Source organism: Novosphingobium sp. (assembly GCF_040398825.1).
Lineage (GTDB): Bacteria > Pseudomonadota > Alphaproteobacteria > Sphingomonadales > Sphingomonadaceae > Novosphingobium.
Genome location: NZ_JBBATI010000012.1, coordinates 44,563 through 71,361, shown reverse-complemented (window position 1 = coordinate 71,361; position 26,799 = coordinate 44,563). Strand labels below are relative to the sequence as shown.

Annotated in this window: 19 protein-coding genes and 1 tRNA gene; 9 read left to right on the top strand and 11 right to left on the bottom strand. The window is 64.7% G+C overall.

From position 1 onward, the window contains the following. Positions 1 to 13: 13 nt before the first annotated feature. The 3 genes from ABWP89_RS08305 to ABWP89_RS08295 are packed head-to-tail and all read right to left on the bottom strand — an operon-like array spanning position 14 to position 1,934. Positions 14 to 937, bottom strand: a complete 924-nt coding sequence (locus ABWP89_RS08305) for a carbon-nitrogen hydrolase family protein (protein ID WP_353228552.1) — start codon at positions 935 to 937, stop codon at positions 14 to 16. Then, a complete protein-coding gene (locus ABWP89_RS08300; protein WP_353228551.1) occupies positions 931 to 1,518 on the bottom strand; it encodes a GNAT family N-acetyltransferase in 588 nt (195 codons plus the stop codon). Before ABWP89_RS08300 ends, ABWP89_RS08305 begins: the two co-directional genes overlap by 7 nt. Beyond that, complete coding sequence (locus ABWP89_RS08295; RefSeq protein ID WP_353228550.1) at positions 1,515 to 1,934, bottom strand: ketosteroid isomerase-related protein; 420 nt, start codon at positions 1,932 to 1,934, stop codon at positions 1,515 to 1,517. The genes ABWP89_RS08300 and ABWP89_RS08295 overlap by 4 nt, the downstream gene beginning before the upstream one ends. A gap of 321 nt (positions 1,935 to 2,255) precedes the next feature. Here ABWP89_RS08295 and purC point away from each other — a divergent pair, with 321 nt between their 5' ends. From purC to purQ, 7 genes are all read left to right on the top strand, one after another. Next, complete coding sequence (purC, locus tag ABWP89_RS08290; protein ID WP_353228549.1) at positions 2,256 to 3,041, top strand: phosphoribosylaminoimidazolesuccinocarboxamide synthase; 786 nt, start codon at positions 2,256 to 2,258, stop codon at positions 3,039 to 3,041. A gap of 248 nt (positions 3,042 to 3,289) precedes the next feature. Then, on the top strand, positions 3,290 to 5,122 hold the full coding sequence (locus ABWP89_RS08285) for a hypothetical protein (RefSeq protein WP_353228548.1): 1,833 nt from the start codon (positions 3,290 to 3,292) through the stop codon (positions 5,120 to 5,122). Between the two features lie 19 nt (positions 5,123 to 5,141). Next, positions 5,142 to 7,037 carry a CocE/NonD family hydrolase gene (locus ABWP89_RS08280; RefSeq protein WP_353228547.1) on the top strand — a complete coding sequence of 632 codons (1,896 nt, stop codon included), beginning with the start codon at positions 5,142 to 5,144 and terminating at the stop codon, positions 7,035 to 7,037. Positions 7,038 to 7,046: 9 nt separating this feature from the next. Then, entirely contained in the window at positions 7,047 to 9,902 is a 2,856-nt protein-coding gene (locus ABWP89_RS08275) for a M16 family metallopeptidase (RefSeq protein ID WP_353228546.1), read from the top strand. Between the two features lie 66 nt (positions 9,903 to 9,968). Next, positions 9,969 to 11,357, top strand: a complete 1,389-nt coding sequence (locus ABWP89_RS08270) for an amidase (protein ID WP_353228545.1) — start codon at positions 9,969 to 9,971, stop codon at positions 11,355 to 11,357. Between the two features lie 58 nt (positions 11,358 to 11,415). Continuing rightward, complete coding sequence (gene purS / locus ABWP89_RS08265) at positions 11,416 to 11,649, top strand: phosphoribosylformylglycinamidine synthase subunit PurS (RefSeq protein ID WP_353228544.1); 234 nt, start codon at positions 11,416 to 11,418, stop codon at positions 11,647 to 11,649. A 1-nt stretch (position 11,650) separates the two neighbouring features. Beyond that, on the top strand, positions 11,651 to 12,331 hold the full coding sequence (gene purQ, locus ABWP89_RS08260) for a phosphoribosylformylglycinamidine synthase subunit PurQ (protein ID WP_353228543.1): 681 nt from the start codon (positions 11,651 to 11,653) through the stop codon (positions 12,329 to 12,331). Positions 12,332 to 12,349: 18 nt separating this feature from the next. Here purQ and ABWP89_RS08255 read toward each other — a convergent pair whose 3' ends face one another. From ABWP89_RS08255 to glmU, 4 genes are all read right to left on the bottom strand, one after another. Beyond that, positions 12,350 to 14,308: a serine hydrolase domain-containing protein gene (locus ABWP89_RS08255; RefSeq protein ID WP_353228541.1), complete on the bottom strand. Its 1,959-nt coding sequence runs from the start codon at positions 14,306 to 14,308 to the stop codon at positions 12,350 to 12,352. Between the two features lie 153 nt (positions 14,309 to 14,461). Continuing rightward, entirely contained in the window at positions 14,462 to 16,828 is a 2,367-nt protein-coding gene (locus ABWP89_RS08250; protein ID WP_353228540.1) for a putative bifunctional diguanylate cyclase/phosphodiesterase, read from the bottom strand. A 254-nt stretch (positions 16,829 to 17,082) separates the two neighbouring features. Then, entirely contained in the window at positions 17,083 to 18,906 is a 1,824-nt protein-coding gene (glmS, locus tag ABWP89_RS08245) for a glutamine--fructose-6-phosphate transaminase (isomerizing) (RefSeq protein WP_353228539.1), read from the bottom strand. 127 nt (positions 18,907 to 19,033) lie between these two features. Further along, entirely contained in the window at positions 19,034 to 20,428 is a 1,395-nt protein-coding gene (gene glmU / locus ABWP89_RS08240) for a bifunctional UDP-N-acetylglucosamine diphosphorylase/glucosamine-1-phosphate N-acetyltransferase GlmU (RefSeq protein WP_353228538.1), read from the bottom strand. 236 nt (positions 20,429 to 20,664) lie between these two features. Between glmU and ABWP89_RS08235 the strand changes: the two genes are divergently transcribed. Both ABWP89_RS08235 and ABWP89_RS08230 read left to right on the top strand, forming a co-directional pair. Then, positions 20,665 to 21,336, top strand: coding sequence for an HAD-IA family hydrolase (locus ABWP89_RS08235; protein WP_353228537.1), 672 nt, complete (start codon positions 20,665 to 20,667; stop codon positions 21,334 to 21,336). Positions 21,337 to 21,407: 71 nt separating this feature from the next. Further along, positions 21,408 to 21,482, top strand: a tRNA-Gln gene (locus ABWP89_RS08230). A 50-nt stretch (positions 21,483 to 21,532) separates the two neighbouring features. On the opposite strand, the gene ABWP89_RS08225 is transcribed toward ABWP89_RS08230, so the two are convergent. The 4 genes from ABWP89_RS08225 to ABWP89_RS08210 all read right to left on the bottom strand — a co-directional run bounded on the left by ABWP89_RS08225 (position 21,533) and on the right by ABWP89_RS08210 (position 26,715). After that, positions 21,533 to 22,636 carry a nucleoside hydrolase gene (locus ABWP89_RS08225; RefSeq protein WP_353228536.1) on the bottom strand — a complete coding sequence of 368 codons (1,104 nt, stop codon included), beginning with the start codon at positions 22,634 to 22,636 and terminating at the stop codon, positions 21,533 to 21,535. A 24-nt stretch (positions 22,637 to 22,660) separates the two neighbouring features. Beyond that, entirely contained in the window at positions 22,661 to 24,052 is a 1,392-nt protein-coding gene (locus tag ABWP89_RS08220; RefSeq protein WP_353228535.1) for a uracil-xanthine permease family protein, read from the bottom strand. A 31-nt stretch (positions 24,053 to 24,083) separates the two neighbouring features. Continuing rightward, entirely contained in the window at positions 24,084 to 25,445 is a 1,362-nt protein-coding gene (locus ABWP89_RS08215) for an 8-oxoguanine deaminase (RefSeq protein ID WP_353228534.1), read from the bottom strand. 196 nt (positions 25,446 to 25,641) lie between these two features. Beyond that, on the bottom strand, positions 25,642 to 26,715 hold the full coding sequence (locus tag ABWP89_RS08210) for a purine nucleoside permease (protein WP_353228533.1): 1,074 nt from the start codon (positions 26,713 to 26,715) through the stop codon (positions 25,642 to 25,644). Between the last annotated feature and the right edge of the window lie 84 nt (positions 26,716 to 26,799).

The following is a 26,799-nucleotide window of genomic DNA, read 5'->3' as shown; positions in this document are numbered from 1 at the left end:
TGCCCTGACGCATTCAGGTCATATCGACCAGCGTGACGTGCGGCAATGGTTCGGCACCGGGCTGTTCCGCCCAGTCACGCCGGTTGAGCACGCCGCCATCGGCGCGCAGCGCAGCGATCTGGCGCAGATCCAGATCGGCATAGACCCATTGCGCGCGCGATTCTTCGCCGATTGCAAGCACCCCGTCCTGGGGCATGGCAAAGCCCTGTGCCACATGGCGATCGGGCGGGCCATAAATGCCCGCGGCCCCCCGGTTGCGATCGACCGAGGGTGACCAGTCGGCATCGCCCACGGTCGGGCAATGCACCGCATAGCACTGCCCCTCCAGCGCGCGGGCCTGGCTGCCGATGCGCACGCGCCAGTATCCGTGCAGGGTTTCGGTGCAACTGGGCACCAGCAGCACCTCAGCGCCGGCCTCTACCGCGGCGCGCGCCAGCAGCGGAAATTCGCTGTCATAGCAGATCAGCACCGCCAGCCGCCCGATCGGGGTGACGAACACGTTGATGCCGTTGCTGCCCCCGACAATGCCCCACTGTTCGCGTTCGAACCGGGTCATCATCAGCTTGTCCTGATACCCGGCGCGACCATCGGGCGAAAACAGCCGCGCGGTGTTGACGAACCGGCCATCACCCAGCCGCCGCGGCGCGCTGCCCGCCAGCAGCCAGATGCCGTGTTCGCGCGACAGATCAGCATGCAGCGCATCCACACGCGGCAGCAGCGCCGACACCGCCGCGATCGATCCCTGCAGATCGCCCATTGTCGCCGGATCAAGGCTGGACAGTTCCATCGCGGCATATTCGGGAAACACCGCCAGTACTGCGCCACCGGCGGCGGCCTCTGCCACCCAGCGCGACAGCTTTGCCGCATAGGCGTCCCAGTCCGCCAGCTGATCGATCGGATATTGCGCGGCTGCCACGCGCCAGTGTGAAACTACCATTGCCGCATCCAGTATTGCATGGGTTTGTCGGTTTCGGCCATGTCGCCATGGTCCTTCCAGCCCAACTGTGTGACCAGCCCGGGCACCGGGGCATAGCCGCGTTTTTGCCAGAACGCATCATGCGGGACATACCCGTGCGGGCGAGCGGGGTGGTCGGCGGGGCGGATGACTGCGGCAAAACAGGCGGCAGTGGCGCCGCATTGGCGCGCCTGCGCCTCTCGCGCATCAAAGAACGCGTGCCCAACACCCTGCCCGCGATATTCGCGCTGCAGGACGCTTTCGCCAAAATAGAACAATCGCGCGACATCGACGCCGCGCGCAGCGAACGGATCGCGAAATTCGGCCTTTTGGTGGATCATCGGCGCAGCCGTGGCCGCGCCCACGATACGTGCGCCATCGAACGCGGCGACCAGCACGGCATCGGGCGCGGCGGCGAATTCGGTGATATACTGCGCCTCGTAATCCGCATCGCCGTCATAAAGGTAGGGAAAATCGGCAAACACACGGATGCGCAGATCGGCCAGATCGCCCAGCGCCGCCGCCAGTTCCGCCCCGGTCAGCGGCCGCACGGCCAGGATCATGCTGCGTCCGGCGCCACCTGCGCGGTCCAGTCGGCCAGGTTGTAATACATCGTCAGGCGGTTGATGCGCCCGTCGGCAATGCCGATGAAGGCGCCGGCGGGCAGCACATAGGTCTGCCCCGCCGCATCGGGCAGGCCATCGTCGGTGGCGATATATTCGCCGTGGACCACGAATTCGGCTGCGCCGCGCGTGCCGTCTTCGCTGGCCATGATCACCACATCGGCCAGCCTTTCGCGATAGCAGCGCTCCATATGCGCCATGAACGTGGCAAACGCCGGTTTGCCCGACTGGCGCGTGCCCTGGTTGATATCATGCGCCACATCGTCGGACAGGCAATCGAGCATGCCCGCCCAATCGCGCGCGTTAAAAGCGGCGTAATAGCGTTCGATCAGCGCAAGTGTGGCGGCACGGGTCATGGCAGGTTTGTTTTCCGCAAAATTATTTCCGGCCACCCCCATAAGTGCGGCAGGCCCTTGCGCGCCATGGCAAAATGGATCGATCCAAAAAATGTATGGCGCGGCAACAGGTCTGGTAACGGCACACGCCGGGTCAGGCCAATTGCGCGGGGGGCACTTTTCGCCTATGCGCGCACCTCCATGAAAGACTCGACGGTTGCCGATCGCGTGTTGCCCCTGCCGGGCGCACCGGTTTTTCCGGGGTTTTTTTAAGCCAACCCCGTTTCGTGCCATACGAAAAGGCAGTACCGTCTGCATTCGCTGCACAGGAAGATTTGCCCCATGTCCCGTCGCCGCCAGATTTATGAAGGCAAGGCCAAGATCCTGTATGAGGGTCCGGAGCCTGGCACGCTGATCCAGTATTTCAAGGATGACGCCACCGCGTTCAACGCGCAGAAACGCGGGACGATCAACGGCAAAGGCGTGATCAACAACCGCATCAGCGAATATGTGTTCACGCGGCTGGCGCATATCGGCATCCCCACGCACTTCATCCGCCGGCTGAACATGCGTGAACAGCTGGTGCGCCAGGTGGAAATCATCCCGATCGAGGTGGTGGTGCGCAATGTCGCCGCCGGATCGATCTCAAAACGGCTGGGCATTCCCGAAGGCGAACCGCTGCCGCACACGCTGATCGAATATTATTACAAGGACGATGCGCTGGGCGACCCGATGGTGGCCGAAGAACACATCGCCTGCTTTGGCTGGGCCAGCAACGAGGAAATGCACGACATTTCGTCGATGGCGATCCGCGTCAACGATTTCATGTGCGGCATGTTTGCCACGATCGGCATCCGCCTGGTCGATTTCAAGCTGGAATTCGGCCGCATCTGGGATGGCGATTTTGCGCGCGTGATCCTGGCCGACGAAATCAGCCCCGACGGCTGCCGGCTGTGGGACATGGCCACCGGCGAAAAGCTGGACAAGGACCGGTTCCGCCGCGACCTGGGCGGCGAAGAAGAAGCCTATCAGGAAGTCGCGCGCCGGCTTGGCCTGCTGGACAACGAAGGCGGCCCGTCCGAAGTGCTGGACCTGGGCGCGCATCGGAAACTGCGCACCAAGAAGTAGCGTACGCCTTGCCGTTGGGTGTTCGCCCCACAATCCACGTCATTCCTGCGAACGCAGGAATCCAGTTGCGCGGCTGAGCAATATTGCGCTGCGGCTATCCTGATACATAGCGCAGAACTGGATTCCTGCCTTCGCAGGAATGACAAAAATTGAGGGCGGTACACAGCATCGCACCCGGTGCCATCCCCGGTTGACGGAACGCCCCCGCTTGTGCACCTCTGCCACTTCTGCGGCGGGGGCGTGTGTGCATGGGGCGAAGTGACGGCACCGGGGCGGCCTCCGCTGGCTGGGTTTTTACCGGCTGGCGCAGCGTCGCGGTCGTCCTGTTTGCGGGCTTCGTGCTGGTGATCAGCGCATCGTCAGGACTTGACAGACTGTTTCGTACCGGTGCGTTCGGCATGTTCGCCGGCGCTGATCGCGGGTTTGCGGCAGAACGGCTGGTAGGCCAAACGGGCTGGGAACGGGTGACCGCCGTAACGCCCCAAGGCAGCGCCCAGCGCGCGGGACTGACTGTCGGGATGCGCGTGCGTTTTGACCATCCCTATGAATCCAGCGTGCGCCCGGTGGCCGGTCGGGCCATCGGGCTGACCGCCGACCGCGATGGTCGGATGCAGCATGTGACAATTGCTGTGTCACCGACCCATTTTGCTGCGCTCCCGCCTTCCGACCAGTTCCAGCAATCGACCTTTATCCTGTCCATGATGGTGTCGCTGATCCTCGGACCGATCGCGATCGTGCGCGGCTGGGGCAGCGTATCCGCGCTGGCGTTCGGTATCGGCATCATGGGGATCGGCTTGCAGACCGCGTTTCCGGCCTGGCCGACGACGCCATGGTCGGCAGCCGCGATCCGGTATGCCTGCGCGTTTGCCAGCGTCGGCAGCACCGCCATGTGCGTGGTCCCGGCCGCACTTTACGCCGAACGCATCGCACAGGTATCACGTGGCTGGATCACCGCCTTTGGCCTGCTGGCTGCCGTGCGCCTGGTCGTCAATCTGTTCGGTGCGTGGTGTGCTCTCAACGATGCCAGCGTTGCCGTGTTGGGCGATGGCCGGGCGCTGATCCCTGCGGCGTTTCTGGTCTGCGCCGTCGTGGGCATGGTATGGAATTTGCGCGGATGGCGAGAGGCGGACGGGGCGGACCGGAGCCGGTTTGCCGTCATGGCCATTGCCATGACGTGCATGGTCTGGGCCGGATTTACGCAGGCGGTTCTTGCGTTCATCGGTCATGACATGTCGCGCGATCCGCCTGCGGTGATTATCGCGTTGGTGCTGCCGGGCAATCTGCTGCTGCCCCTGGCGCTGGCCTATGCCGTCTTGCGCCACCGCGTAGTCGACCTTGGCTTCGCGCTCAATCGCACGGTGGTCTATGGCACGTTCAGCGTAATCCTGCTGGGCAGTTTCGGCCTGATCGAATGGAGTGTTGAACACCTGCTGCCCGAAGAATGGGTGAAGGCCAGCGCGTGGATCGATGCGGGCGCAGCGGTGTTGGTGTACCTGGCATTTCACCGCGTCCACGATTGGGTGGAGCACCGGGTCGAGCATCTGTTTTTCCGCCAGTGGCAGGCGAATGAGGATGCGCTGCGGCGCTTTGTCGCTTCGGCGGCGCATTTTGAGGATGCGCGCGCGCTGGCGCGGGGGTTTGCCGATGAACTGGTGCGGTTTGGCGGGGAGGCGCGGGTGGCGGTCTATCGCCGCAACGAAGGCGCGCTGGACCGCGTGGCGGGCAACTGGGATGCGACCCCGCGCCATTTCCGCGACGATGATCCGGCCTTTGCGCTGATGCGCGCCGAACGTGACCCGCTTGATCTGGGTGAAACGTCTACCAGCCTGCCCGGTGTGCTGGCGCTGCCGATGCTCGACCATGGCGCGCTGGCGGGGCTGGTGCTGCTGGATTTGAAGGGCAATGGCGCATTGTATCGCCCGGATGAGGTTGCGCTGCTGGGCTGGGCCGCGCATGAAGTGGGCTTGGCGCTGGCGGCGCTGCATGCCGGATTGATCGAAACCGAAAACCGCTTGCTGAAGGCGCAATTGGGGCGGCTGAGCAACATTATCGGCGAACGGCTTGACCGTGCGCCGGCGTGAATTCCTGGGGAGAGCGACAATGAAAATCACCACCGCACTTGGTCTTGCCCTCATGCTGGGCGCCGCCGTCCCTGCGCTCGCCGCGCCGCCGCCAGTCTATGACGAACGCCCGGCCAAGCTGGAGGAGGCGACCGCCTTGCGCGATTTTGACCGCCGCGCGGTGGAAATTCCGATGCGCGACGGGGTGAAGCTGCACACCGTGATCCTGGTGCCGCGCGGCGCAAAGGGCGCAGGCATGCTGCTGACGCGCACGCCCTATAGTGCCGATGAACAGACCAGCTATGGCCATTCGCCGCATATGGCCAACCGCATCGATGGTTATGACAGCGCACCCGATGTCGTCATGGCGGGGGGCTATATCCGCGTGGTGCAGGACGTGCGCGGCAAATACGGTTCGGGCGGCGGCTATGTGATGAACCGGCCGTTCGTGGGCACATCGCTGAACCCCACCAAGGTCGATCACGCCACCGATACGTATGACACGATCGACTGGCTGGTGAAAAATGTACCCGAATCCAACGGCCGCGTCGGCATCCTGGGCATCAGCTATGACGGGTTCACCGCGCTCGCAGCGCTGGTCAACCCGCACCCCGCGCTGAAGGTGGCGGTGCCGATGAACCCGATGGTCGATGGCTGGCGCGGCGATGACTGGTTCCACAATGGCGCCTATCGCCAGTACAACAACGATTACATCTGGGACCAGGTGGCCAGCCGCGACAATTCCGCCAAGTATGAATCCGGGCAGGCCGATGCCTATACGCTGTTCATGCGTGCAGGATCGGCCGGGGCGCTGGGCACCGCGCACGGGCTGGACCAGATCGGATTCTGGCAAAAGTTGAAAGCGCATCCGGCCTATGATTCGTTCTGGCAGGAACAGGCGATGGACAAGATCCTGGCGCGCGCGCCGCTGACCGTGCCCACCATGCTGGTGCATTCGCTGTGGGATCAGGAGGATATCTATGGTGCGCCAGCGGTATGGGCCGCGCTGAAATCGCAGGACAAAGCTGGTAATCTGTTCATGTCGATGGGGCCCTGGTACCACGGGCAGGAGATTGAACGCGCCGAATCGCTGGGCCCGATCCGGTGGGACAGCGACACCGCCAAATGGTGGCGCATGCATGTGCTGGCGCCGTTTCTGGCGCATTATCTGTATGACCAGCCGATGGATCTGACCCCGGTCACCGCCTATCAATCGGGCACCAAGACCTGGCAGCACCTGCCCGGCTGGCCGGTGGCAAAGCCGGAAACCAAGCTGTTCCTGCATGCCGATCAATCGCTGGGGTTTGGACCATCGGACCGCGCGGCGCGGATCGATTACGTGTCGGACCCGGCCAACCCGGTGTCGTTCATGCCGCGCCCCAACAAGCTGGTGGGGTATGACGGCAACCCCTGGCCCACCTGGCTGACCAGCGACCAGCGCGTGGTGTCGGGTCGGCCCGATGTGCTGACCTTTACCGGCGCGGTGCTGGACAAGCCGGTGACCATCGCCGGGCAACCGGTGGTGCACCTGACCGCGTCGACCAGCGGCACCGACAGCGACTGGGTGGTGAAGCTGATCGACGTCTATCCCGACGAGGTCGCGTATGACCCGGCCATGGGCGGCTATGAACTGGCAGTGGGCATGGACATTTTCCGCGGCCGTTATCGCCAGAGCCTGTCGGAGGCGAAGCCGCTGACGCCGAACGCACCGCTGGGCTATACATTCGCGCTGCCGCCGGCGAACCACGTGTTCCTGCCCGGCCACCGCATCATGGTGCAGATCCAGTCGAGCTGGTTCCCGCTGTATGATCGCAACCCGCAGACGTTTGTGGCGTCGATCCTGGACGCCAAACCCGGCGATTATGCCAAGGCCACGCAGATGATCAGCGTGGGCGGCGATGATGGCAGCTATATCGACCTGCCAGTGGTGAACTGAACGCTGGGTTTGCAACGCCGCCTTGCATGGTTGATCCTGCCGGTCGCGCTGCTGGGGGCCTGCGCAAAAGGTGGCGGGGGGCTGGTTACGCCCCCCCCACCCCGCCCCGACCAGGCGTTCGCGGCCAGCGATGTGACGCCCGATCCGGCATTTCATTATGGCCGGCTGGGCAATGGCCTGCGCACGATCGTGCGATCCAATGCGACACCGGCAGGCACGGCGATGGTGCGGCTGGTGATGGAGACCGGATCGCTGGATGAAGCGGCCGACAGCCGCGGTTACGCGCATTTTGTCGAACACATGGCGTTTGAGGGCAGCACCCATGTGGCGCCGGGCACAATGGTGCCGCTGTTGCAGCGCGCCGGGCTGACCTTTGGCGCCGACACCAATGCCGCAACCGGGTTTGAACGCACGGTCTATCAGCTTGATCTGCCGCGCGGCGACCCGGCACTGCTGGATACCGCGCTGATGCTGATGCGCGAAACCGCCAGCGAACTGGCGTTTGCGCCAGCGGCGGTTGAACGCCAGCGCGGCGTGGTGCTGGCCGAAATGCGCGACGGGCGCGGGTCTGCACTGGCCGACCGGCAGGGTGCGCAGCGGTTTCTGTACCCACGCGCCACCTATATCCAGCGGCTGCCGATTGGCACCGAACAGGGGGTGACACTGGCCAGCGCGGCGGGTTTGCGCGCATTCTGGCAGGCGCATTACCGCCCATCGCGCACGCACGTGGTGATTGTCGGCGATTTTTCCGCTGCCACGATGGAACGCGCGGTGGCGGCGCATTTTGCCGATTGGCGCGAACCTGCAACCCCACCGCCGCCGCGCCAGCCATTGGGCACGGTCGATACCGACCGGCGCGATCTGGTAGATATCCATATCGACCCGGCGCTGACCGAACGGGTGACCGTGTCGCGCCACGGGCCGTGGCGCGATGAGCCTGATACGATTGCCAACCGCCGCCGCGCGGTGCTGCGCATGATTGGCTATCGCGTGATCGACCGACGGTTTCAAAGCCTGGCGCGCCGCGCCGATCCGCCGTTTCGCGGCGCCGGGTTTGGCACCGCACCGGTGTTCCATCTGGGCCGCACCACCAATCTGGTCATCGACACGCCGGACGGCGGCTGGCGGCGCGGGCTGATCGCCGCCAGCGCCGTGCTGCGGCAGACGCTGGCACAGGGGTTCACCCGGGCCGAGCTGGACGAACAGCTGGCAAACCTGCGCGCCGGTTTTGTTGATGCCGCTGCGGCAGGATCGACACGGTCGCATTCTGCGCTGGTGGCGGCCGCGCTGGCGCTGATTGCCGATGACACAGTGCCCACCACGCCCGCCGATGCGCTGGCGCGGTACACGCAGTTTGCGCCCACCATCACCCCGGCGATGGTGCTGGCCGCGCTGCGCGATGATGCACTGCCACTGGACATGCCGTTGATCCGGTTTCGCGGCCGTCGCGCGCCCGATGGCGGCGCAGCGGGTTTGCGCGCCGGCTGGGCAGCGGGCCAGATCGCCACTGCCACCCCGTTCGTGCCGGTATCGGGCCGGTTTGGGTATGACCGGTTCGGCCCGCCCGGGGTGGTCGTGGCCGATGCCCGTGATGCGCAATTGGGCGTGCGGCTGGTGCAATTTGCCAATGGCGTGCGGCTGAACTTGCGCCACACCGATCTGGCCAAGGGGCGCATCCGGGTCAGCCTGGCGCTGGCCGGGGGCGAGGCGCTGGGCACGCGCGACAATCCGCTGGCGGTGGCGATGGTGCCGTTTCTGGCGCAAGGCGGGCTGGGCCAGCACAGCGCCGATGATTTGCAAACACTGCTGGCCGGGCGATCGGTCGGCGGATCGCTGATCGCGCAGGGCGATGCGTTTGTGGCAGAGGCGACCACCACGCCCGATGATCTGGCGTTGCAATGCCGGTACTGGGCCGCGCTGATCAGCGATCCCGGTTATCGTGCAGAGGGCAATACTGCGTTCCATGCCGCCATTGCCAATGTGCTGGCGCGGCGCAATGCGACCCCGCACAGCGCGCTGGCCAATGCGCTGGGCGGGATCATTTCCGACCACGATCCGCGCTTTGCGCTGGCCTCGCTGGCGGCCTATCGCGCGCTGGATTTTGGCAAATTGCGCAGCGATATTGGCGATTGGCTGACGCATGGCGCGATCGAAATTGGCATGGTCGGCGATTTTGATGAGGCGGCAGCGATTGCCGCCGTGGCGCACAGCCTGGCCGCGCTGCCCGCGCGCGAGGCCGATTTTCGCGTCGATCCCGCCGCGCTGCAACGGCAGTTCACCGACACGCGCGGCCCGCAGGTGGTGCGCCATAGCGGCGAGGCGGATCAGGCAATTGTGCGGATGGAATGGCCCACCACCGACGATCACGACCAGCGCCTGACGCTGACGTTGACCCTGTTGCAGGACGTGGTCACGATCGCGGTGCAGGACACGCTGCGAGAGACGATGGGCAAGACCTATTCGCCGCGTGCCTATTCCGCCCAATCGGATTTCTGGCCGGGCTGGGGCACGTTTTCGGTGCAGGCGGCGGTCGCCAGCCGCGATCTGGCACCCACCCGTGCTGCGCTGAAATCGACCATGGCTATGCTGGTCGCCGGGCCGATCGACCCGGACCTGATCGCCCGTGCGCGCGCGCCGATGTTGCAACGGATCGACAACGCGCTGAAGGACAATGGCGGCTGGCTGGCGCTGGTCGCGCGTGCGCAAAGCCGGCCCGACCGCATTGCGCGCCAGACCGCGGCAAAGGCGCTGTTGACGGATATTACGGCGGACGACCTGCAACGTGCCGCCGCGCGCTATCTGGCGCCCGACCGCGCGGTTGAACTGTTGGTGCTGCCCGCCGCTGCCCCGACGCCGGGGCCGTGAAAAAAGACCGGGGATCACGTGTGATCCCCCTTTGCCGATGGCCCGCGCGCAGGGCATGATGGCGCGATGACCGATCTTGCCCAGCTGCCCGCCACCGCGCTCGCCCCCGCCTATGCCAGTGGTGCCCTTTCGCCGGTGGAGGTGATCGACGCCGTGCTGGCGCGGGTGGCGGCGTGGGACCCGGCACTGTGCGCGACCTATGCGGTGGATGCCGATGGCGCACGTGCCGCAGCGTGCGCGGCAGAGGCGCGCTGGCGCAACCAGGCTGCGCTGGGCCCGCTGGATGGCGTGCCGGTGACGATCAAGGAAATGGTCGCCACCAGGGGCGTGCCGACGCCATTGGGCACCGCCGCCAGCATCCTGACCCCAGCGCCTGCCGATGCCCCGGCGCCAGCGCGGCTGCGTGAGGCCGGCGCGGTCATCTTTGCGAAGACCACTGCGCCCGATTACGGCATGCTGTCATCCGGTCTGTCCAGCTTTCACGCGCTCACCCGCAATCCGTGGGACCTGACGCGCACCCCCGGCGGATCATCCAGCGGCGCGGGCGCGGCGGCGGCGGCAGGCTATGGCCCGCTGCATCTGGGCACCGATATCGGCGGGTCGATCCGGCTGCCAGCGGGGTGGTGCGGGGTGTTCGGGCTGAAACCGTCGAACGGGCGGGTGCCGATCGATCCGCCCTATATGGGCCGCGTAGCCGGGCCGATGACGCGCAGCGTGGCCGATGCCGCGCTGATGATGACCGCGATCACGAAAGGCGATGCGCGCGATTTCATGAGCCTGCCGCCCGGTGCGATCGACTGGATGGATCTGGCGGGTGATGTGCGGGGATTGCACATCGGGCTGATGACCGACGCCGGCGCGGGCACGCCGGTGGAGCCGGCGGTGCGCGCGGCGGTTGAGGCGGCAGCGCGGGTGTTTGAGGCCGGCGGCGCGATTGTCGAACCAGTGGCGCCGTTTTTGACGCCGGCCATGTTCGATGCGTTCGACACGTTTTTCCGCACGCGGTTCTGGGCGGAAACGCGCGATCTGCCGGCCGCACGCTATGACCGCATCCTGCCCTATATCCGTGCCTGGGTCGAACCGGCGGAGCGCACCAGCGCGCTGGAGCTGTACCAGGGATATCAGCAGCTGATGGCGATCCGCGAGGCAGGCGTGCGGTTCAGCCAGGGGTTTGATTATGTGCTGTCGCCGGTGGCGCCGATGCCGGCGTTTGCCGCGCAGCTGCCCGGGCCCAACAATGATCCGGCGCGGCCGTTCGACCATATCGCGTTTACGATGCCCGCCAACATGACCGAACAGCCCGCCGCATCGATCGATTGCGGGGTCACGCCCGATGGCCTGCCGATCGGGCTGCAGATTGTCGGGCGGCGGTTTGATGACCATGGCGTGCTGCGCGTGGCGCACTGGTTTGAAGGTGCGCGGGGGGATTGGCGCAATTGGCCCGAACCGGCTTGATCCGGGGCACCAGTGGGGGCATAGGGCAGGCAAATTCCGTCATGAAAGAGTGCGAACGATGAAAGTGCGCGTCCATGTCAGCCTGAAGAACGGCGTGCTCGATCCGCAGGGCCGTGCCATCCACCATGCGCTGGAAGGGATGGGCTTTGCGGGAATCGAGGATGTGCGCGCGGGACGCCTGATCGAGCTGGATGTGGCCGACAGCGTGACTGACGCTGCGCTCGACGATATGTGCCGCAAGCTGCTGGCCAACCAGGTGATCGAAAATTACCGCATTGAAAAGGTAGCTTAAAATGCCTTTTGCCGCTGCTGTCATCACTTTTCCGGGATCGAACTGCGACCGTGACATGGCGGTTGCGATCGAGGAGATCACCGGTGGCACAGTCCATCGCGTGTGGCACGGCGATGCGGTGCTGCCAGATGGCCTGGATTTCATCGCGCTGCCCGGCGGGTTTTCCTATGGCGATTATCTGCGGTCGGGCGCGATGGCGGCGCGATCGCCGATCATGCAGGCGGTGGTGGCAGAGGCCGCGCGCGGCGTGGCGGTGTTGGGCGTGTGCAACGGGTTTCAGGTGCTGACCGAGGCGGGGCTGTTGCCCGGCGCGTTGTTGCGCAATGGCGGGCAGCGCTTTGTCTGCCGCGATGTCGCGCTGACCGTGGGCACCAGCCAGTCGCTGTTTACGTCAGGCTATTTCAAGGATCAGCGGATCACCATCCCGGTCGCGCACCACGATGGCAATTTCTATGCCGACGCCGCCACGCTGGACCAGCTGGAAGCGGACGACCGCATCGCGTTTCGCTATGCCGAGCCGGTTAACGGGTCACAGCGCAATATCGCTGGCGTATTGAATGCCGCGGGCAATGTGCTGGGCATGATGCCGCACCCCGAACGCATGATCGAACCGGCGCATGGCGGCAGTGATGGCCGCGCGCTGTTTGAAAGCGTGCTGCGCGCGGTGGGCGTGGCGGCTTAGCCCCCCCGGGGGGCGAAACTATTCCTCGGTATAGACGTAAACATGCTGACCATCGCGCAGGGTCAGCGTGCGTTTGCCGGCAGCTTTGCCGACCAGGTAATCCAAGCTGACCAGATCGGGACCGGTCATAACCAGACTGTCGGTGCCATCCGCGTTGTGCTGCACGGCGAACGCATCGTTGTATGGCCCCGGCGCGATCCGGCTGTGTCCATCGGCGCGGGTGATCACTAGCTGGCCCAGATCGGCATTACGATAACGTGTCGCCAGACCCAGCTTGTCGATCGCCGCTTCGCCAAACGTCAATTTGGCCCGGATCGCGACATACACCGCTTGTTGCGCAGCGGCCGCTGCGGAGATCCGGGTGGCTGCCTCGGGCTTGGCATCCCACAGCATCTCGATCAGCCGGCGCAGGAACGGATCGAGCAATTGCACGCCTTCGTCCGAATTGGTCAGTACCACCGCACCCACGCCCGCCTGGGGCAGCGCGAACCAGTTGGTCTTGTACCCCGCCAGGCTGCCACCGTGATAGACCACGTCGATGCCATAACGGTGGCGCGTTTCCAGCCCCATGCCGTACCAGCTGTCCTGTGACACCGGCACATTGCGCCGGCGGCGTTCCAGCAGGTTGGCTGCGCTGACCAGCCGCGTGCCATCGGGCATTTGCCCCTCGCCCAGTTCGAGCAGCACATATCGCGCCACGTCATGCGCGCTTGACCACGCGCCGCCAGCAGGCCGATAGGGCTGAATCTGATAGTTCACCGTTTGTGTCGGCACGATCGGGTGCCTATCGATATCAAGCCCGGTGGGGTCGGCATGATCGCCGGCCAGTGCGGCGGCCATGTCAAATGTGGTGTCCGTCATCCCCAGCGGATCGAAAATCCGCGTCTGCATCGCCTTGTCATAGGCCGCGCCCAGTTCCAGATCGGGATAGGCGATATGGCCACCGATATAGCCGGCCGCCGCCGCCATCAGATTGTTGTATTGAAACACTTCGCCATATTTCGAGGTCGGCTCGGTCAGCGCGAGTTGCGCAAAGGTGTCGCGGGCGGGTTTGCCGGCGCCGTTGAACAGCCATTCCAGATCCTTGCGCGGCAGGCCGGTGCAGGCGCACACCAGCTGGCGCAGAACGACCGCGCGGGTGGTGGCGTCGCTGCCCAGGCGAAACCCGGGATAGACCTGGGTGACGGGCTGATCCCAGCCCAGCTTGCCCTGATCGACCAGCATGGACAGCAACAGCGTCGACATGCCCTTGGTGTTCGATGCGATCATGAACCGGGTGTGCGCGCCGACAGGGGCATCTCCGCCCAGCCGTTTCACCCCCAGCCCGCCTTCCCACACCACTTTGCCATGCTGGATCAACGCCAGCCCGACGCCCGGCACCTGCAATTGCCGCATCGCATCGGTCACAAAATCCTTGAGCGCGGCGATCCGTTCGGGGGTCAGTTCCTGCGCGGGTTTGCCGGCAAAGTTTTCCTCCTGATACCCCTTGGCGCGCAGCGATTCATACATGGTGCCAATTGCCGCGCTGCGCTTTTCGCCAGTGGCATCCGATCCGTTGACGATCAGCGCAACCCAGCCTTTGCCCTTGCGCACAGCATCGATCTGCAACGACCCGTGTTCGGCCGGCGGCACGGTATAGCGCAGCCACAGGTGTTCATCCCAGCCGCTGATCGGTGCCTCTGCCGTGGCGGTTTCCAGCGGGCGCGGCATGACGCCGGCGCGGGCCAGCGCGACCGCGGCTGCCGCCTTGGCATCGGTGGCATCGCCCACATCGACCAGCGTCACCGTCAGATCGCCCTCAGGCGCGGTCAGCCGAACCAGTCCGGGCGTGGCGACTTTGTCCCAATCGCGCACCGCGATAAAGCCGCCGGCAACGCCCAGGTCAAACGGGGTATCGGCCTTTACCACCTCTGCACAGACCGGGGTGGCAGTGGCCAGCGCCAGCAGCGCGACCCCATACACTATCTTGCGGACCAAAGACCAACTCCCCCAAAAGCGATGCGCGACAAACCGTTGGGCAAGACGCATACCATGCTGTCAGGGGACAGGATTATGCAGAATTTTGTTCAAGCGAAAGACAAAATGCGCGGAGATACGGCTGGTTTGGCCGATCTTCAAAGCAACCTTGTATTACGCCGCGGCGTCGCGCGCGGTTTCGACGATTTCTTCGATCGACTTGCGCTTTTTGCCCGGCTTTGGCTTGACCAGGTCATAGGCATTTTCCGATGCCATCGGGCGGCCAAAGTAATAGCCCTGGATCTTTTTGCAGCCCAGCAGGCGGACCATCGCCAGTTCTTCTTCGGTTTCGACGCCTTCGGCCGTGGTCGACATTTCCAGGCTGTCGGCCATCGCCACCACCGCGCGCACGATCGCCAGGCTTTCCGGATTGGACCGCGCCGCACCCTGAACAAAGCTGCGGTCGACCTTGATCGTTGAAAAGCGGATCTTGCGCAGATAGCCGAGCGAGGAATAGCCGGTGCCGAAATCGTCGAGCGCCACGCCGCAGCCGAGCCCGATGATACGGTTCAGCGTTTCCAGCGCCACCGTGCCGTCGCGCAGGAAAACGCTTTCGGTCACTTCGATTTCCAGCCGGTGCGGCGGCAGTCCGCTCGATGCCAGCGCGCTGACCACGGTATCGGCAAAACCCGATTCCAGCAGCTGTTCACCCGAAACGTTGACCGCGATCTTGATCGGGTCGGGCCAGCGCGATGCTTCGTGGCAGGCGGTGCGCAGCGCCCATTCGCCGATCGGTACGATCAGCCGGGCGTCTTCGGCCACGGGAATGAACCGCACCGGGCTGACCGGGCCATGTTCAGCGCTGTTCCACCGCGCCAGCGCCTCAAAACTCAGCACGGCACCGGTCAAAGCATCGACCACCGGCTGATATACCAGCGAAAATTCGTTGCGTTCCAGCGCGTGACGCATCGACAGTTCCAGCTGGCGGCGCTGTTCGGCATCGGTGTGGAGCGATGGTTCATAGCAGAAATGCGCGGCGCCGCCTTCATCCTTGGCGCGGTACAGCGCCAGATCGGCATTGCGCATCAGCGTTTCGACGGTGGCCCCATCGCGCGGGCCGATGGCCGATCCCACGCTGGCGCCGATATACAATGTGTGGTGATCAACCGAATAGGAATGCGACAGCCCGGTGATGATCCGCTGCGCCACGGTGTGGATTGCGTCGCTGTCCACACCCTGGCCCAGCACCACGCCGAATTCATCGCCGCCCAGCCGCCCGCACATGCCGGAATCACCCACCAGATTGCGCAACCGTTCGGCCACACGTTCCAGCAGCTTGTCGCCGACCATGTGGCCCAGCGTATCGTTGACCGCCTTGAACCGGTCGAGGTCGATCATCAAAAACGCGCAACGGCTGCGGAACTGGTCGGCGCGGCGCATCGCAGCATCCAGCGCCTCGGTCAGTTGCAGCCGGTTGGGCAGCGCGGTCAACGTGTCGAACCGCGCCAGATAGGCGATCTGTTCCTCGCTCTCGCGCCGCTCGGTCACGTCCGAACCGACCCCGCGAAAGCCTACGAAGCCGCCATTTTCGTCAAAGCGCGGGCTGGCCGACAGTTCCCACCAGCGGTGTTGTCCCTTGATCGAAACGCGCACCAGCAGGTTTGAAAAACTTTCGCGGCGTTTGACGCGTTCGGCCAGGTCGTGCAGCGACGAATGAAAGAAGCCGCTGTCCCAGGCGTCGCCCGTGATCAGCTGGATCAGCGGCTTCGCCTCGATATCTTCGGGTTCTTCGCCCAGTGCAAAGGCAAAGCGGGGGGAAACATTGCGGACGCGGCGGCTGCTGTCGACCTGCCACAGCCAATCCGCATCGCCTTCTTCAAATTCGCGCAGCAGCAACGATACCACATCGTCCTTGTCGACCGATCCGGCCTCTGCCAGCTTGCCATCCAGGAAAATGCGCGCGGTTTCAAACGCACCGATGGCCACGAACACCTGAAAACTGGCGGCAACCGCCGCCGCAGTCACTTCCCCGCGCGCCAAAAACCCGGCGATCCCGGCAAAGCCCAGCACCGCAACAAATGCCTGCGCGCCCAGCGGCACAGCGGCAAAGGCAAAACCCATCGCCGCCATCAGCATGGCCATGATCGCCCAGACCACCGCGCTGTCGGTCTGGCCCAGCCAGGGGCCAAACACCAGCATGGGCAAGGCCCAGACCAGCGCCAGACCGGCCGAACCTGTCGCCTGCAGCCGGATCGACGACAGCCCGACACGGCGTTGTTCCAACGGGCGCAAATTGCGGTCAATCGTGGTGGAAACCACCACCGCCGCCACCAGCAATGCCAGCCACAGCAGGCTGAACACCATCCCGACATGCCCGGGCAGAACCCGCATCATCAGCACCGCGCCCAGCGCATGGGCCATCACACGCGCCACGGTCAGCCGGCTGAGCCCGGCAAACTGCAGGCAGCGCAGCCGCCCCCAGTCCCCATCGGACGGATCGGTCAGCCCAAGCACCGCCAGCCACGGCAACCGCGTGGGCAATGCCGGTTTGGCCTGTTCGGCCAGTCGGGATACAGATGGGGATCGCCGTGTGTGAGTCACGAGCCCTGTGTAACCGCCAATGCTTGCCCAAAGGTAAGCAAGGCACAGCATGTTTTGCGATTTTGCCTGCCCGATGCGAAGGCCGCACCCCGCCATGCGCCCTGAAAATCCATATTAAAATATTGATTTATATGATATTTTTAAAACCGGCACAATTCCGCAGACAGAAAACCGCCGAACGACTGCGATTGCAGTTATTCCACCGTCACCGATTTTGCCAGATTGCGCGGCTGGTCGACATCGGTGCCCTTGGCCAGCGCGACGTGATAGGCCAGCAATTGCACCGGAACGGCATAGACCAATGGCGCGATCAACGGGTGCACCTTGGGCATTTCGATCGTGGCGAGGCAGCCTTCGCCGGCCTCGGCCAGCCCTTCGGCATCCGAAATCAGCACGATCTTGCCGCCGCGCGCGCGCACCTCCTGCATGTTGGACACGGTTTTTTCAAACAGCGGCCCCGATGGCGCCAGCACGATCACCGGCACGGATTCGTCGATCAGCGCAATCGGCCCGTGCTTCATTTCGCCGCTGGCATAGCCTTCGGCATGGATATAGCTGATTTCCTTCAGCTTTAGCGCGCCTTCGAGCGCCAGCGGATAATCTGGCCCGCGCCCCATATACAGCACGTCGCGCGCCGGCGCGATTAGCGGCGCAATCGCGGCAATATCGGCGTCGTGCGCCAGCGCGGCGTTCAACGCCGCGGGCGTTTCATCCAGATGGCCGACGATCTCCATTTCTTCTTCGCGGCTGAGCAGCCCGCGCTTGACCGCCAGATGCACCGCCAGCGCCGCCAGCACGGCCAATTGGCAGGTGAACGCCTTGGTCGATGCCACGCCGATTTCGGGGCCAGCGTGGGTGGGCAGCAACAAATCGGCTTCGCGTGCCATCGTGCTGGTCGGCACGTTCACCACCACCGCAATGGTCTGCCCGGCGGCCTTGCAATGGCGCAGCGCGGCCAGCGTATCGGCGGTTTCGCCCGATTGCGAAATGAACAGCGCCAGCCCGCCGGATTCGAGCACGGGATCGCGATAGCGGAATTCGGATGCCACATCGATATCGACTGGCAGGCGGGCAAACCGTTCAAACCAGTATTTGGCGACCATGCCGGCATAAAAACTGGTGCCGCAGGCGACGATCGTCACCCGGCTGATGCTGGTGACGTCAAAATCAATCTGCGGCAGCGATACCGCCTGTTCGTAGCGGCGCAGATAGGACCGCAGCGTCTGCGCCACCACGATCGGCTGTTCGTAGATTTCCTTTTGCATGAAATGGCGGAAATTGCCCTTTTCGATCGCCGCAGCGGTCGCGCCAGAGGCAACGATCGCCCGCGTGACCGGATTGTTGGCACTGTCAAATACCTGCGCGCCGGCGCGGTCGATGATGACCCAGTCGCCTTCCTCAAGATACGTCACGCGCTGGGTCAGCGGCGCCAGCGCCAGCGCATCGGACCCCAGAAAGGTTTCACCATCGCCATAGCCCACCACCAGTGGCGACCCCAGCCGCGCACCGATCAGCATGTCGGGATGGCTGCGAAACGCAATGGCCAGCGCAAATGCACCGCGCAGCCGGGGCAGCACGGCCTTCACCGCGTCCTGCGGCGACAGACCGGATTCGACCTGTTCGGAAATCAGGTGCGCGACAACCTCGGTATCGGTTTCGCTTTCAAAACTGCGGCCGCGCGCGATCAGTTCGGCGCGCAAGCTGCGGAAATTTTCGATGATGCCATTGTGGACCAGCGCCACTTCGGCAGTGGCATGGGGATGCGCGTTGTTGGTGGTGGGCGCGCCGTGCGTGGCCCAGCGGGTGTGGGCAATGCCGATCACGCCGGGTGCGGGATTGCGTGCCAGCTCGATCACCAGATTGTTCAGCTTGCCCTCGGCCCGACGGCGGACCAGCTGCCCGTTGTCGATGGTGCACACGCCCGCGCTGTCATAGCCGCGGTATTCCATGCGCCGCAGCCCGTCGACCAGCCGGTCCGCCACCTGATCCTTGCCGACAATCCCGATAATTCCGCACATGGTCGCATGCCTTCACGCACAACGGGGCCGATGATAATTGCCGTGCCGGCGCCGGTCCCCACCCGCGCGACACGCCCAAGTCCCAAGTACGTCCCTGGCGCACCCGCCATGAACGGCGGATTGCCCGTCAGGATCGCTTTTCGGCCTTTTTCTTTTTCATCGCATCGTGAAAACGGTCGGCCCAGCCCGGTTTGACCAGCTGTTCGGCGCGCACCAGCCGCAATTCCCCATCGCTGACATCGCGGCTGACCGCGCTGCCGGCGGCGACAATGGCATCCGCGCCGATCCGCACCGGCGCAATCAGCGACGAATTCGACCCGATGAACGCGCGTTCACCGATGACCGTGCGGTATTTGAAATAGCCGTCATAGTTGCAGGTGATGGTGCCCGCGCCGATATTGGCACCGGCCCCGACATCGGCATCGCCCAGGTACGTCAGGTGGTTGGCCTTGGCACCTTCACCCAGGCGCGCGTTTTTCACTTCGACAAAATTGCCGACGCGGCTGCCGGCGGCCAGATCGGCACCCGGACGCAGGCGCGCAAACGGGCCAACCGACACACCGGTGCCCAGCCGCGCGCCTTCAAGATGGCTGAACGCGTGGATCGTTACGTGATCGGCAACGGTCACGCCGGGGCCGAACACCACGTTCTGTTCGATCGTGACATCGCGGCCGACCACCGTATCCCATGCGAACCACACGGTTTCGGGCGCGACCAGCGTGGCGCCATCGGCCATTGCCGCGGCGCGGCGGCGGTCCTGCCAGCGCGCCTCTGCCTGCGCCAGTTCGGCACGGCTGTTGATGCCGGCCACTTCGTCGGCATCGGCGGTGACCACGACCGCGCAGGTCCGCCCATCGCCCAATGCGATGTTGACGATATCGGGCAGGTAATATTCGGCTTGCGCATTGGCGTTGCCGACCCGCGCCAGCAGCGCGAACAGATCATCGGCCCGGGCCGCGAGCAGGCCGGAGTTGCACAGGCCGCAATCGCGTTCGGCGGGGCTGGCATCCTTGAATTCGACCATTTTGTGGATCTGGTCGCCGCTGGCGATGACGCGGCCATAGGCCAGCGCATCATCGGGTACAAACCCCAGCACGACCACCGCCGGCGCATCGGCAGCGTGCAACCGGTCCAGCATGGCGCGCATCGTTTCCGGGCGCACAAACGGCACATCGCCATAGAGCACCAGCACGTCACCGGCAAAATCCTGCAGCAGCGCTTGCGCCTGTTGCACCGCGTGGCCAGTGCCGTGTTGCGGGTCCTGCACCGCGATCTGCGCCGTGGCGCAACCTGCGCGTTCCAGCTGGTCACGCCCGCTGCCGACCACCACCACTGCCTGCGCCGGGTTCAGCACTGCCGCGCTGGCCAGCAGATGGTGCAGCATCGGCCGCCCGGCAATCGGATGCAACACTTTGTGCAGATCGCTTTTCATCCGCGTGCCCTTGCCGGCGGCCAAGATGACGATGGCCAGCGGGTGTGCGGGGGATTGGTGGGGCATGGGATCGGGTGGGGTCTGGGTCATGCGCCCCTGTTGCCAGCATTTTCTTGCAGTTTCCAGAACGCAGCGACCATCCATGGGCAAAGTTCGCGTTTTTGAAGAAAGGTTAACCTTCGATCGGCCGGTGGCGGCGGTTGCACCCCGGTGCGGCTTGCGCGGTCGCGGGTTGCGCCGCTATGCTTAGTGCAAATGGCTGTGAACCTTGCCGACGGCGCTGTGGCCGCGGGCACGGGAATGCGGGCGGCAAAACGGGATGGGCAATGACGGATTTTCCCTTTGATCTGGTCGGATTTGATCTCGACGGCACGCTGCTGGATACCGCAATCGATCTTGGCCACGCGCTCAACCATGCGCTGACGTTGATCGGGCGGCCGACCATTCCGTTGGGCGATGTGCCCGGGCTGATCGGTGGCGGGACAGCGCAAATGTTGCGTGGGGGGCTGGCCCGCACCGGCGGCGTGGATGAGGCCACGCTGCCCGCGCTCAACGACGAACTGGTGGCATTTTACACCGCCAATATTGCCCGCCACACCACGCTTTATCCTGGCGGCGAAGCCATGCTGTCCGCGCTGGAGGCGCGCGGCGTGAAAATCGCCGTGGCCACCAACAAGCGTGAGGCGCTGGCGCGGCAATTGCTCGACGAAATGGGCCTCAGCCCGCGGCTGGCGGTGGTGATCGGCGGTGATACGCTGGGGCTGGACCGGGCCAAGCCGAAACCCGACATGCTGATCGAAATGGTACGCCGCGCAGGAGGCCAGCGCGCAGCGTTTGTTGGCGATACGACCTATGACATCGGCGCCGCCCGCGCCGCCGGGCTGCCGGTGGTCGCGGTCAGCTTTGGCTTTTGCGATCGGCCGCCGCACGATCTGGGCGCCGATGTGGTGATCGACCATTTCGATGCGCTGATCCCCGCGCTGCAGCGGATCGGCTGAACCCGAATGGGCATCACGCACAATCCCCCCTTTTCATCCGCGACACACCCGCTATAGGCGCGGACCTGCGTTGGGGCGTCGCCAAGTGGTAAGGCACCGGCTTTTGATGCCGGCATCCGCAGGTTCGAATCCTGCCGCCCCAGCCAGATTTATTGCAAATTGTTGATTACTGCCCGCTTTTCCGGTGCCACCGCGGCTACCGGTTCAGCAGATCGACAAACCGCGCTTTGACTGCGGCGGTATCGACGCCCAGCACCACCCGCACGTCACGCTCACCCAGATGCGGGCCTTTGCCGGCGGCCCAGGTCAGCAGCGCGCCATAGCTGGCGCCGGGCATCAGATCGACATCCATCGCCAGGTGGAGCTGGCGGGTGGCGATCGCCGGGTTCATCCATATCGCCACGGCGGTTTCATCCCACAGCGGATAGCCGCCCTGCCCGATCATCGCCACATAGTGCGCGACCGGCCGGCCCGACCGGGTGGCCTGCGCCAGCAGATCGGCAGTGGCAAGATTCTGGCGGCTGGCGTCGTTGGTCACCAGTGTCAGTTCGCGCCAGGGCGATGTGAACACGATCCGCGATGCTTCGGGGTCCCAGAAATGATTGATCGACATGCGCGGCGCATAGGCCGCCTGCATCGCAAATTCGTCGAGCGGCTGGTCGATTTCGGGGGGCAGCAGCACGCCGCCTTCGGAAATCAATTCCTGCACCCGCCCGGCAAAGCCATCGTCCAACCGCTGCGCCAGCGCCAGATTGGTCAGCGGGCCCATCGCCAGGATGGTGATCTTGCCAGGATATTTGCGGGTCATGTCGATCATGAATTGCGCGGCGGAGCGCGGATCGGCGGTGGTGACGGGCATGCCCTCGGCCATCGGCAGGATCACATCGGGGGCATGCGTCTGGCGCCGTTTCAGCGTGTTGTAGCTTGGCCAGCTTTCCATCCACGCACCCTTGTAGGGCATCGGGCTGTACGTCGCTTCGCGCAGCCGATTGCGTGCCTGGGTGTTGACCAGCGGATAGATCGCGCCCTGCGCCACCGGAATGTCGGTGCGCCCGACCAGTTCTAGCATGCGCAGCGTGGCGGCGGTTTCCTCTGGCGCCCAGCCGTCGCCCGAAACGGTGGTCACGCCCAGCACCTGGACCGACGGGTCCTGCAGCAGCATCAGGATCGGTTGCAGATTGGGGCCTTCCAATGCGTCCTGATCAATGATCACCAGCCGGCGTTCGGCGGCCATTGCGGGTGAAACACCAAGAGTGACGATGGCGAACAAGGACAGCAGCAAGGTGCAGGTCAGGCGCATAGAATCAGGTATCCCCAAAATAGCTCATTCCCCCGGCAACCGCACCGGCAACGTCAGATTGAGCACCACCGCGATGAAGGCCGCGGGCAGCACGCCGGAGGTCAGCAGTACGCGCAGGGTTTCAGGCACGTGTGCCACGGCGCCGGGCTCCAATTGCAGGCCCAGGCTGATCGACAGCGCGACCCCGAAAATCAGCATGTTGCGCTGGTTCCACACCACGCCCGACAGCATTGATACCGCGGCCGAGGCGACCATGCCGAACATCACGATCACGCCCCCGCCCAACACCTCGATCGGGATGGTGGTGATGATCGCGCCGATCTTTGGCGCCAGGCCGCACAGCACCAAAAAGACCGCGCCGACGGTGACGACATGGCGGCTCATGACGCCGGTGATGGCGATCAGGCCGACATTCTGGCTGAAAGTGGTGTTGGGCATGGCGCCGAAAATCGCGGCCAGCGCAGTGCCCACGCCATCGGCGCTGACCGCGCCGATCAGTTCGCGGTTGGTGGCGGGCCGTCCGGCGGTGCCTTCGCAAATGGCATCGACATCGCCGATCGATTCGATCGACGAAACAAAACCGGTGAGGCAAAAGCCCAGGATTGCCGATGCGGACAGCGCAAAGCCGAAATGGAACGGCGATGGCACCATCACCCAGCCCGCCGCCATGACCGGCGCAAACGAAATGCGCCCCATCGCCAGCGCCGCGCCATAGCCGGCGAGCAACCCCAGCAGCACCGACGCGGTGGACCAGATGCCGCGCGCAAAGAATTTCAGGCCCAGCGTCGCCCCGACCACGATGCTTGCGAGCAGCCAGCTGGTGCCTGCGCCATAGGCCGGGGTGCCGATCGCGGGCACACCGCCCGCGGCATATTCGATGCCGATGCGCATCAGCGACAGGCCGATCATCAGCACCACCAGCCCGGTGACCATCGGCGGCAGGGCAAAGCGGATGCGACCGACAAACACGCTGAGACAGGCATGCAGAATGCCGCCACACAGCGCCGCCGTCGCCAGCGCCGCCATCGCGCCCACGCCCTTGCCGGCGACAATCGGGATCATGATCGGGATATAGGCAAAGCTGGTGCCCTGCACCAGCGGCAGGCGCGCGCCGACCGGGCCCATACCGATCGTCTGCAGCAGTGTGGCGATACCGGCAAACAGCATCGACATCTGAATCATGTAGATCAGCGGCGCAGCATTGCCCGATCCAAAGCCGAAACCGGCGGCCCCGGCGACGATGATCGGCGGGGTCAGGTTGCTGACGAACATTGCCAGCACGTGCTGTATGCCCAGCGGCACGGCGGTGGCAAAGCCGGGGAAATAGTCCGGATCGCGCGCCTGCGCGGCGGTCATGATCGCGCCGCTGCCAGACAATGCCTGCGTATCGGTGGATGTTGCGACGAAACCGGCCATGGTCATCTCCGGAAAATGGGCTTGTGCAGCATCAGACGGTGCTCATCAGCCGATGGAGCGAGCGTTGCGCGGCCTGGGCAATGTCTGCGCGCGAGCTTTGGACAAGATCGCCATCGCGCACCACCGCCCGCCCTTCGACAAACACATCGCGCGCGCCAGGCGGGGGGCAGAGCACCAGCGCGGTGACTTTGTCCCACGCCCCCAATGAATGCAGATCAGCCATGTCCCACACCGCCAGGTCCGCGCGCTTGCCCACCGCGAGCGAGCCGCAATCGCGGCGGCCGAGCATTTCGGCACCCCCGCGCGTGGCGATATAGAGCGCCGTACGCGGATCGAATGCGCCCGCGCCGTGGGTGACACGCTGCAACAGCATGGCCTGGCGCGCCTCCATCAGCAGATTGCCGCTGTCGTTGGAGGCGGAACCATCGACGCCCAGACCGACCGGCACGCCGCGCGCCACCATCGCCTGCAAGGGCGCGATGCCCGATCCCAGCCGGCAGTTCGATCCCGGGCAGTGTGCAACCCCGGTGCGGGTGCGCGCAAACAGGTCGATTTCAGCGGCATCGAGCTGAACGCAATGCGCATGCCACACATCAGGCCCGGTCCAGCCCAGATCATCGGCATATTCGCCGGGGCGACAGCCAAAGCGTTCGAGCGAAAACGCCACATCGTCGGCGTCTTCGGCCAGATGCGTGTGCAGCATCACGCGCTTGTCGCGCGCCAGCAGCGCAGAATCGCGCATCAACCCCTGGCTGACCGAAAACGGCGAACAGGGCGCCACGCCGACCCGCACCATCGCGCCATCGCGCGGATCGTGGAACCGGTCGATCACGCGGATGGTATCGCGCAGGATGTCGGGTTCGCGTTCGACCAGGCTGTCGGGCGGCAGGCCGCCGGCGGATTCGCCCACGCTCATCGATCCGCGCGTGGGATGAAACCGCAGGCCGATGGTGGCCGCGGCGGCAATGCTGTCATCCAGCGTCACGCCATCCGGGTACAGATAGAGATGGTCAGAACTGAGCGTGCAGCCTGACAGCGCCAGTTCGGCCAACCCCAGCCGGGTGGCGGCATAAACATCATCCGGCCGATAGCGCGCCCAGATCGGATAGAGGCATTTCAGCCAGCCGAACAGCGACGCATTGGCCGCCCCCGGCACCGCACGGGTGAGCGATTGATAAAGATGGTGGTGGGTGTTGACGAGCCCGGGGGTGATCACGCAGCCGCGCGCGTCGATCACCCTGTCGGCATCTTCGATCATTTGTGCGAACCCCGCAACCGGCCCGACCGCGACCACGACACCATCGCGAAACGCGATCGCGCCATCGGCAATTTCGCGGCGCGCATCGTCCATGGTGACGATGCAATCGGCGTTGCGGATAACGGTCAGGCCCATGGTGATGGAACCACAAAGCCCTCTCCCTTTCGGGGGCTGCAGCGTTCACCCATGCAGTTTTTGTTCGTCATTCCTGCGAAGGCAGGAATCCAGTTTATTCCTCTTTCCCGGACGCAAGGTTGACTGGATTCCTGCCTTCGCAGGAATGACAGAGTTCTGTGAGGCATTGATTGAAATATGAGCATCAGTGACACGGTCATGACGGGGGCGCTTTGGCGTAGCGGTCCCAATGCCCCAGCAGTTCATCGATCACCTTTGAACCGACGGAATACAGGTTTTCCAGCGCCGCGTGCATACCCGAATAGCCCTCATTTTCGCGCAGCAGATAGGCCGCGGCGGGGACACCGGGGGGCGGCATGGTAAAGTTGCTGCCGGCGCGCAGGACCATCACCCGGTTGCGATCAGCCCGGCCGATCCGCGAGAGATATTCGATCGACTGCATGGTGCCGGTTTCCTCCATCGCGGAGGTTACGAACTGGCCTTTGCCGCGCGTCCAGAACGTCACCCAGTCATTGGCCCAGTCGGTCATCAATGCGCCGTGCCAGAACGTCATCGCCGCCAGTTGGTCACCCCGCAGCACAAACGGGGGTCGCTGGGCCATCGGGTATCCGACGAACTTGGCACGTTCGCTGGTGATGCCCGGATCATCGGGTAGCGCCATGTCTTTGGTCAGGTTGTAGGCCCAGTCGGTCAGCGCCGGGCTGAGTTCGAACATTTCGCCGTTGATTTTGGGGTCCGCCGGGGTGGGATCGTTCGGGCCTTTGCTGTGCAGCGCGAAATAGCCGTATTTCCAGTCCTGCGGCATTTCGCGCGGATCAATCTCGTGCGACAGGTCACCATCGACCAGATAATGCGCCCAGGCGGTTGACCCGATCGAGGCATGGTGCGGATCGATGCCGGCGATCCCGGCCACCAGCCAATAGGCGTGGCTCAGATCAAAGCGCGGGTCGAGCCCAAGCGCCAGCGTGGCGGTGGCCGACCGAATCGACCCCATGCCGGTGACCATGCCGAGCACGCCGGTCTGCGGGTTGTAAAACAGATCGTGGTGCGATTGCGGAAACGCGATGCGGGTGTCGAGATGCCGGCGTTCTTTCCACAGCTGGAATTCGCCCGGCGCATCGCCAGTATCCTGGCCGATTTCAAACATGGTGACGATCACCACTTTGACCGGCAGGCGTTGCGCGCACGGCGCGCCGGGCTGGCAGGCCAGCACGGTGGCCAGAACATTGGCGGGGCGGGGCTGCGCGGAATGCGGTATCGGCCAGGCCATCGCTGCAGCACCAGGCAACACCAGCGCGCAGAAAAGCCCGAGCAAGGCAGGCCCAATTCGGCGGCAGGCTTGCAACATGGTCGG

Bases quoted from the DNA above. Each gene is read 5' to 3' on its own strand.
- ABWP89_RS08305 (WP_353228552.1), bottom strand. From the start codon at position 937: ATGGTAGTTTCACACTGGCGCGTGGCAGCCGCGCAATATCCGATCGAT.
- ABWP89_RS08300 (WP_353228551.1), bottom strand. From the start codon at position 1,518: ATGATCCTGGCCGTGCGGCCGCTGACCGGGGCGGAACTGGCGGCGGCG.
- ABWP89_RS08295 (WP_353228550.1), bottom strand. From the start codon at position 1,934: ATGACCCGTGCCGCCACACTTGCGCTGATCGAACGCTATTACGCCGCT.
- purC (WP_353228549.1), top strand. From the start codon at position 2,256: ATGTCCCGTCGCCGCCAGATTTATGAAGGCAAGGCCAAGATCCTGTAT.
- ABWP89_RS08285 (WP_353228548.1), top strand. From the start codon at position 3,290: ATGGGGCGAAGTGACGGCACCGGGGCGGCCTCCGCTGGCTGGGTTTTT.
- ABWP89_RS08280 (WP_353228547.1), top strand. From the start codon at position 5,142: ATGAAAATCACCACCGCACTTGGTCTTGCCCTCATGCTGGGCGCCGCC.
- ABWP89_RS08270 (WP_353228545.1), top strand. From the start codon at position 9,969: ATGACCGATCTTGCCCAGCTGCCCGCCACCGCGCTCGCCCCCGCCTAT.
- purS (WP_353228544.1), top strand. From the start codon at position 11,416: ATGAAAGTGCGCGTCCATGTCAGCCTGAAGAACGGCGTGCTCGATCCG.
- purQ (WP_353228543.1), top strand. From the start codon at position 11,651: ATGCCTTTTGCCGCTGCTGTCATCACTTTTCCGGGATCGAACTGCGAC.
- glmS (WP_353228539.1), bottom strand. From the start codon at position 18,906: ATGTGCGGAATTATCGGGATTGTCGGCAAGGATCAGGTGGCGGACCGG.
- glmU (WP_353228538.1), bottom strand. From the start codon at position 20,428: ATGACCCAGACCCCACCCGATCCCATGCCCCACCAATCCCCCGCACAC.
- ABWP89_RS08235 (WP_353228537.1), top strand. From the start codon at position 20,665: ATGACGGATTTTCCCTTTGATCTGGTCGGATTTGATCTCGACGGCACG.
- ABWP89_RS08225 (WP_353228536.1), bottom strand. From the start codon at position 22,636: ATGCGCCTGACCTGCACCTTGCTGCTGTCCTTGTTCGCCATCGTCACT.
- ABWP89_RS08220 (WP_353228535.1), bottom strand. From the start codon at position 24,052: ATGGCCGGTTTCGTCGCAACATCCACCGATACGCAGGCATTGTCTGGC.
- ABWP89_RS08215 (WP_353228534.1), bottom strand. From the start codon at position 25,445: ATGGGCCTGACCGTTATCCGCAACGCCGATTGCATCGTCACCATGGAC.
- ABWP89_RS08210 (WP_353228533.1), bottom strand. From the start codon at position 26,715: ATGGCCTGGCCGATACCGCATTCCGCGCAGCCCCGCCCCGCCAATGTT.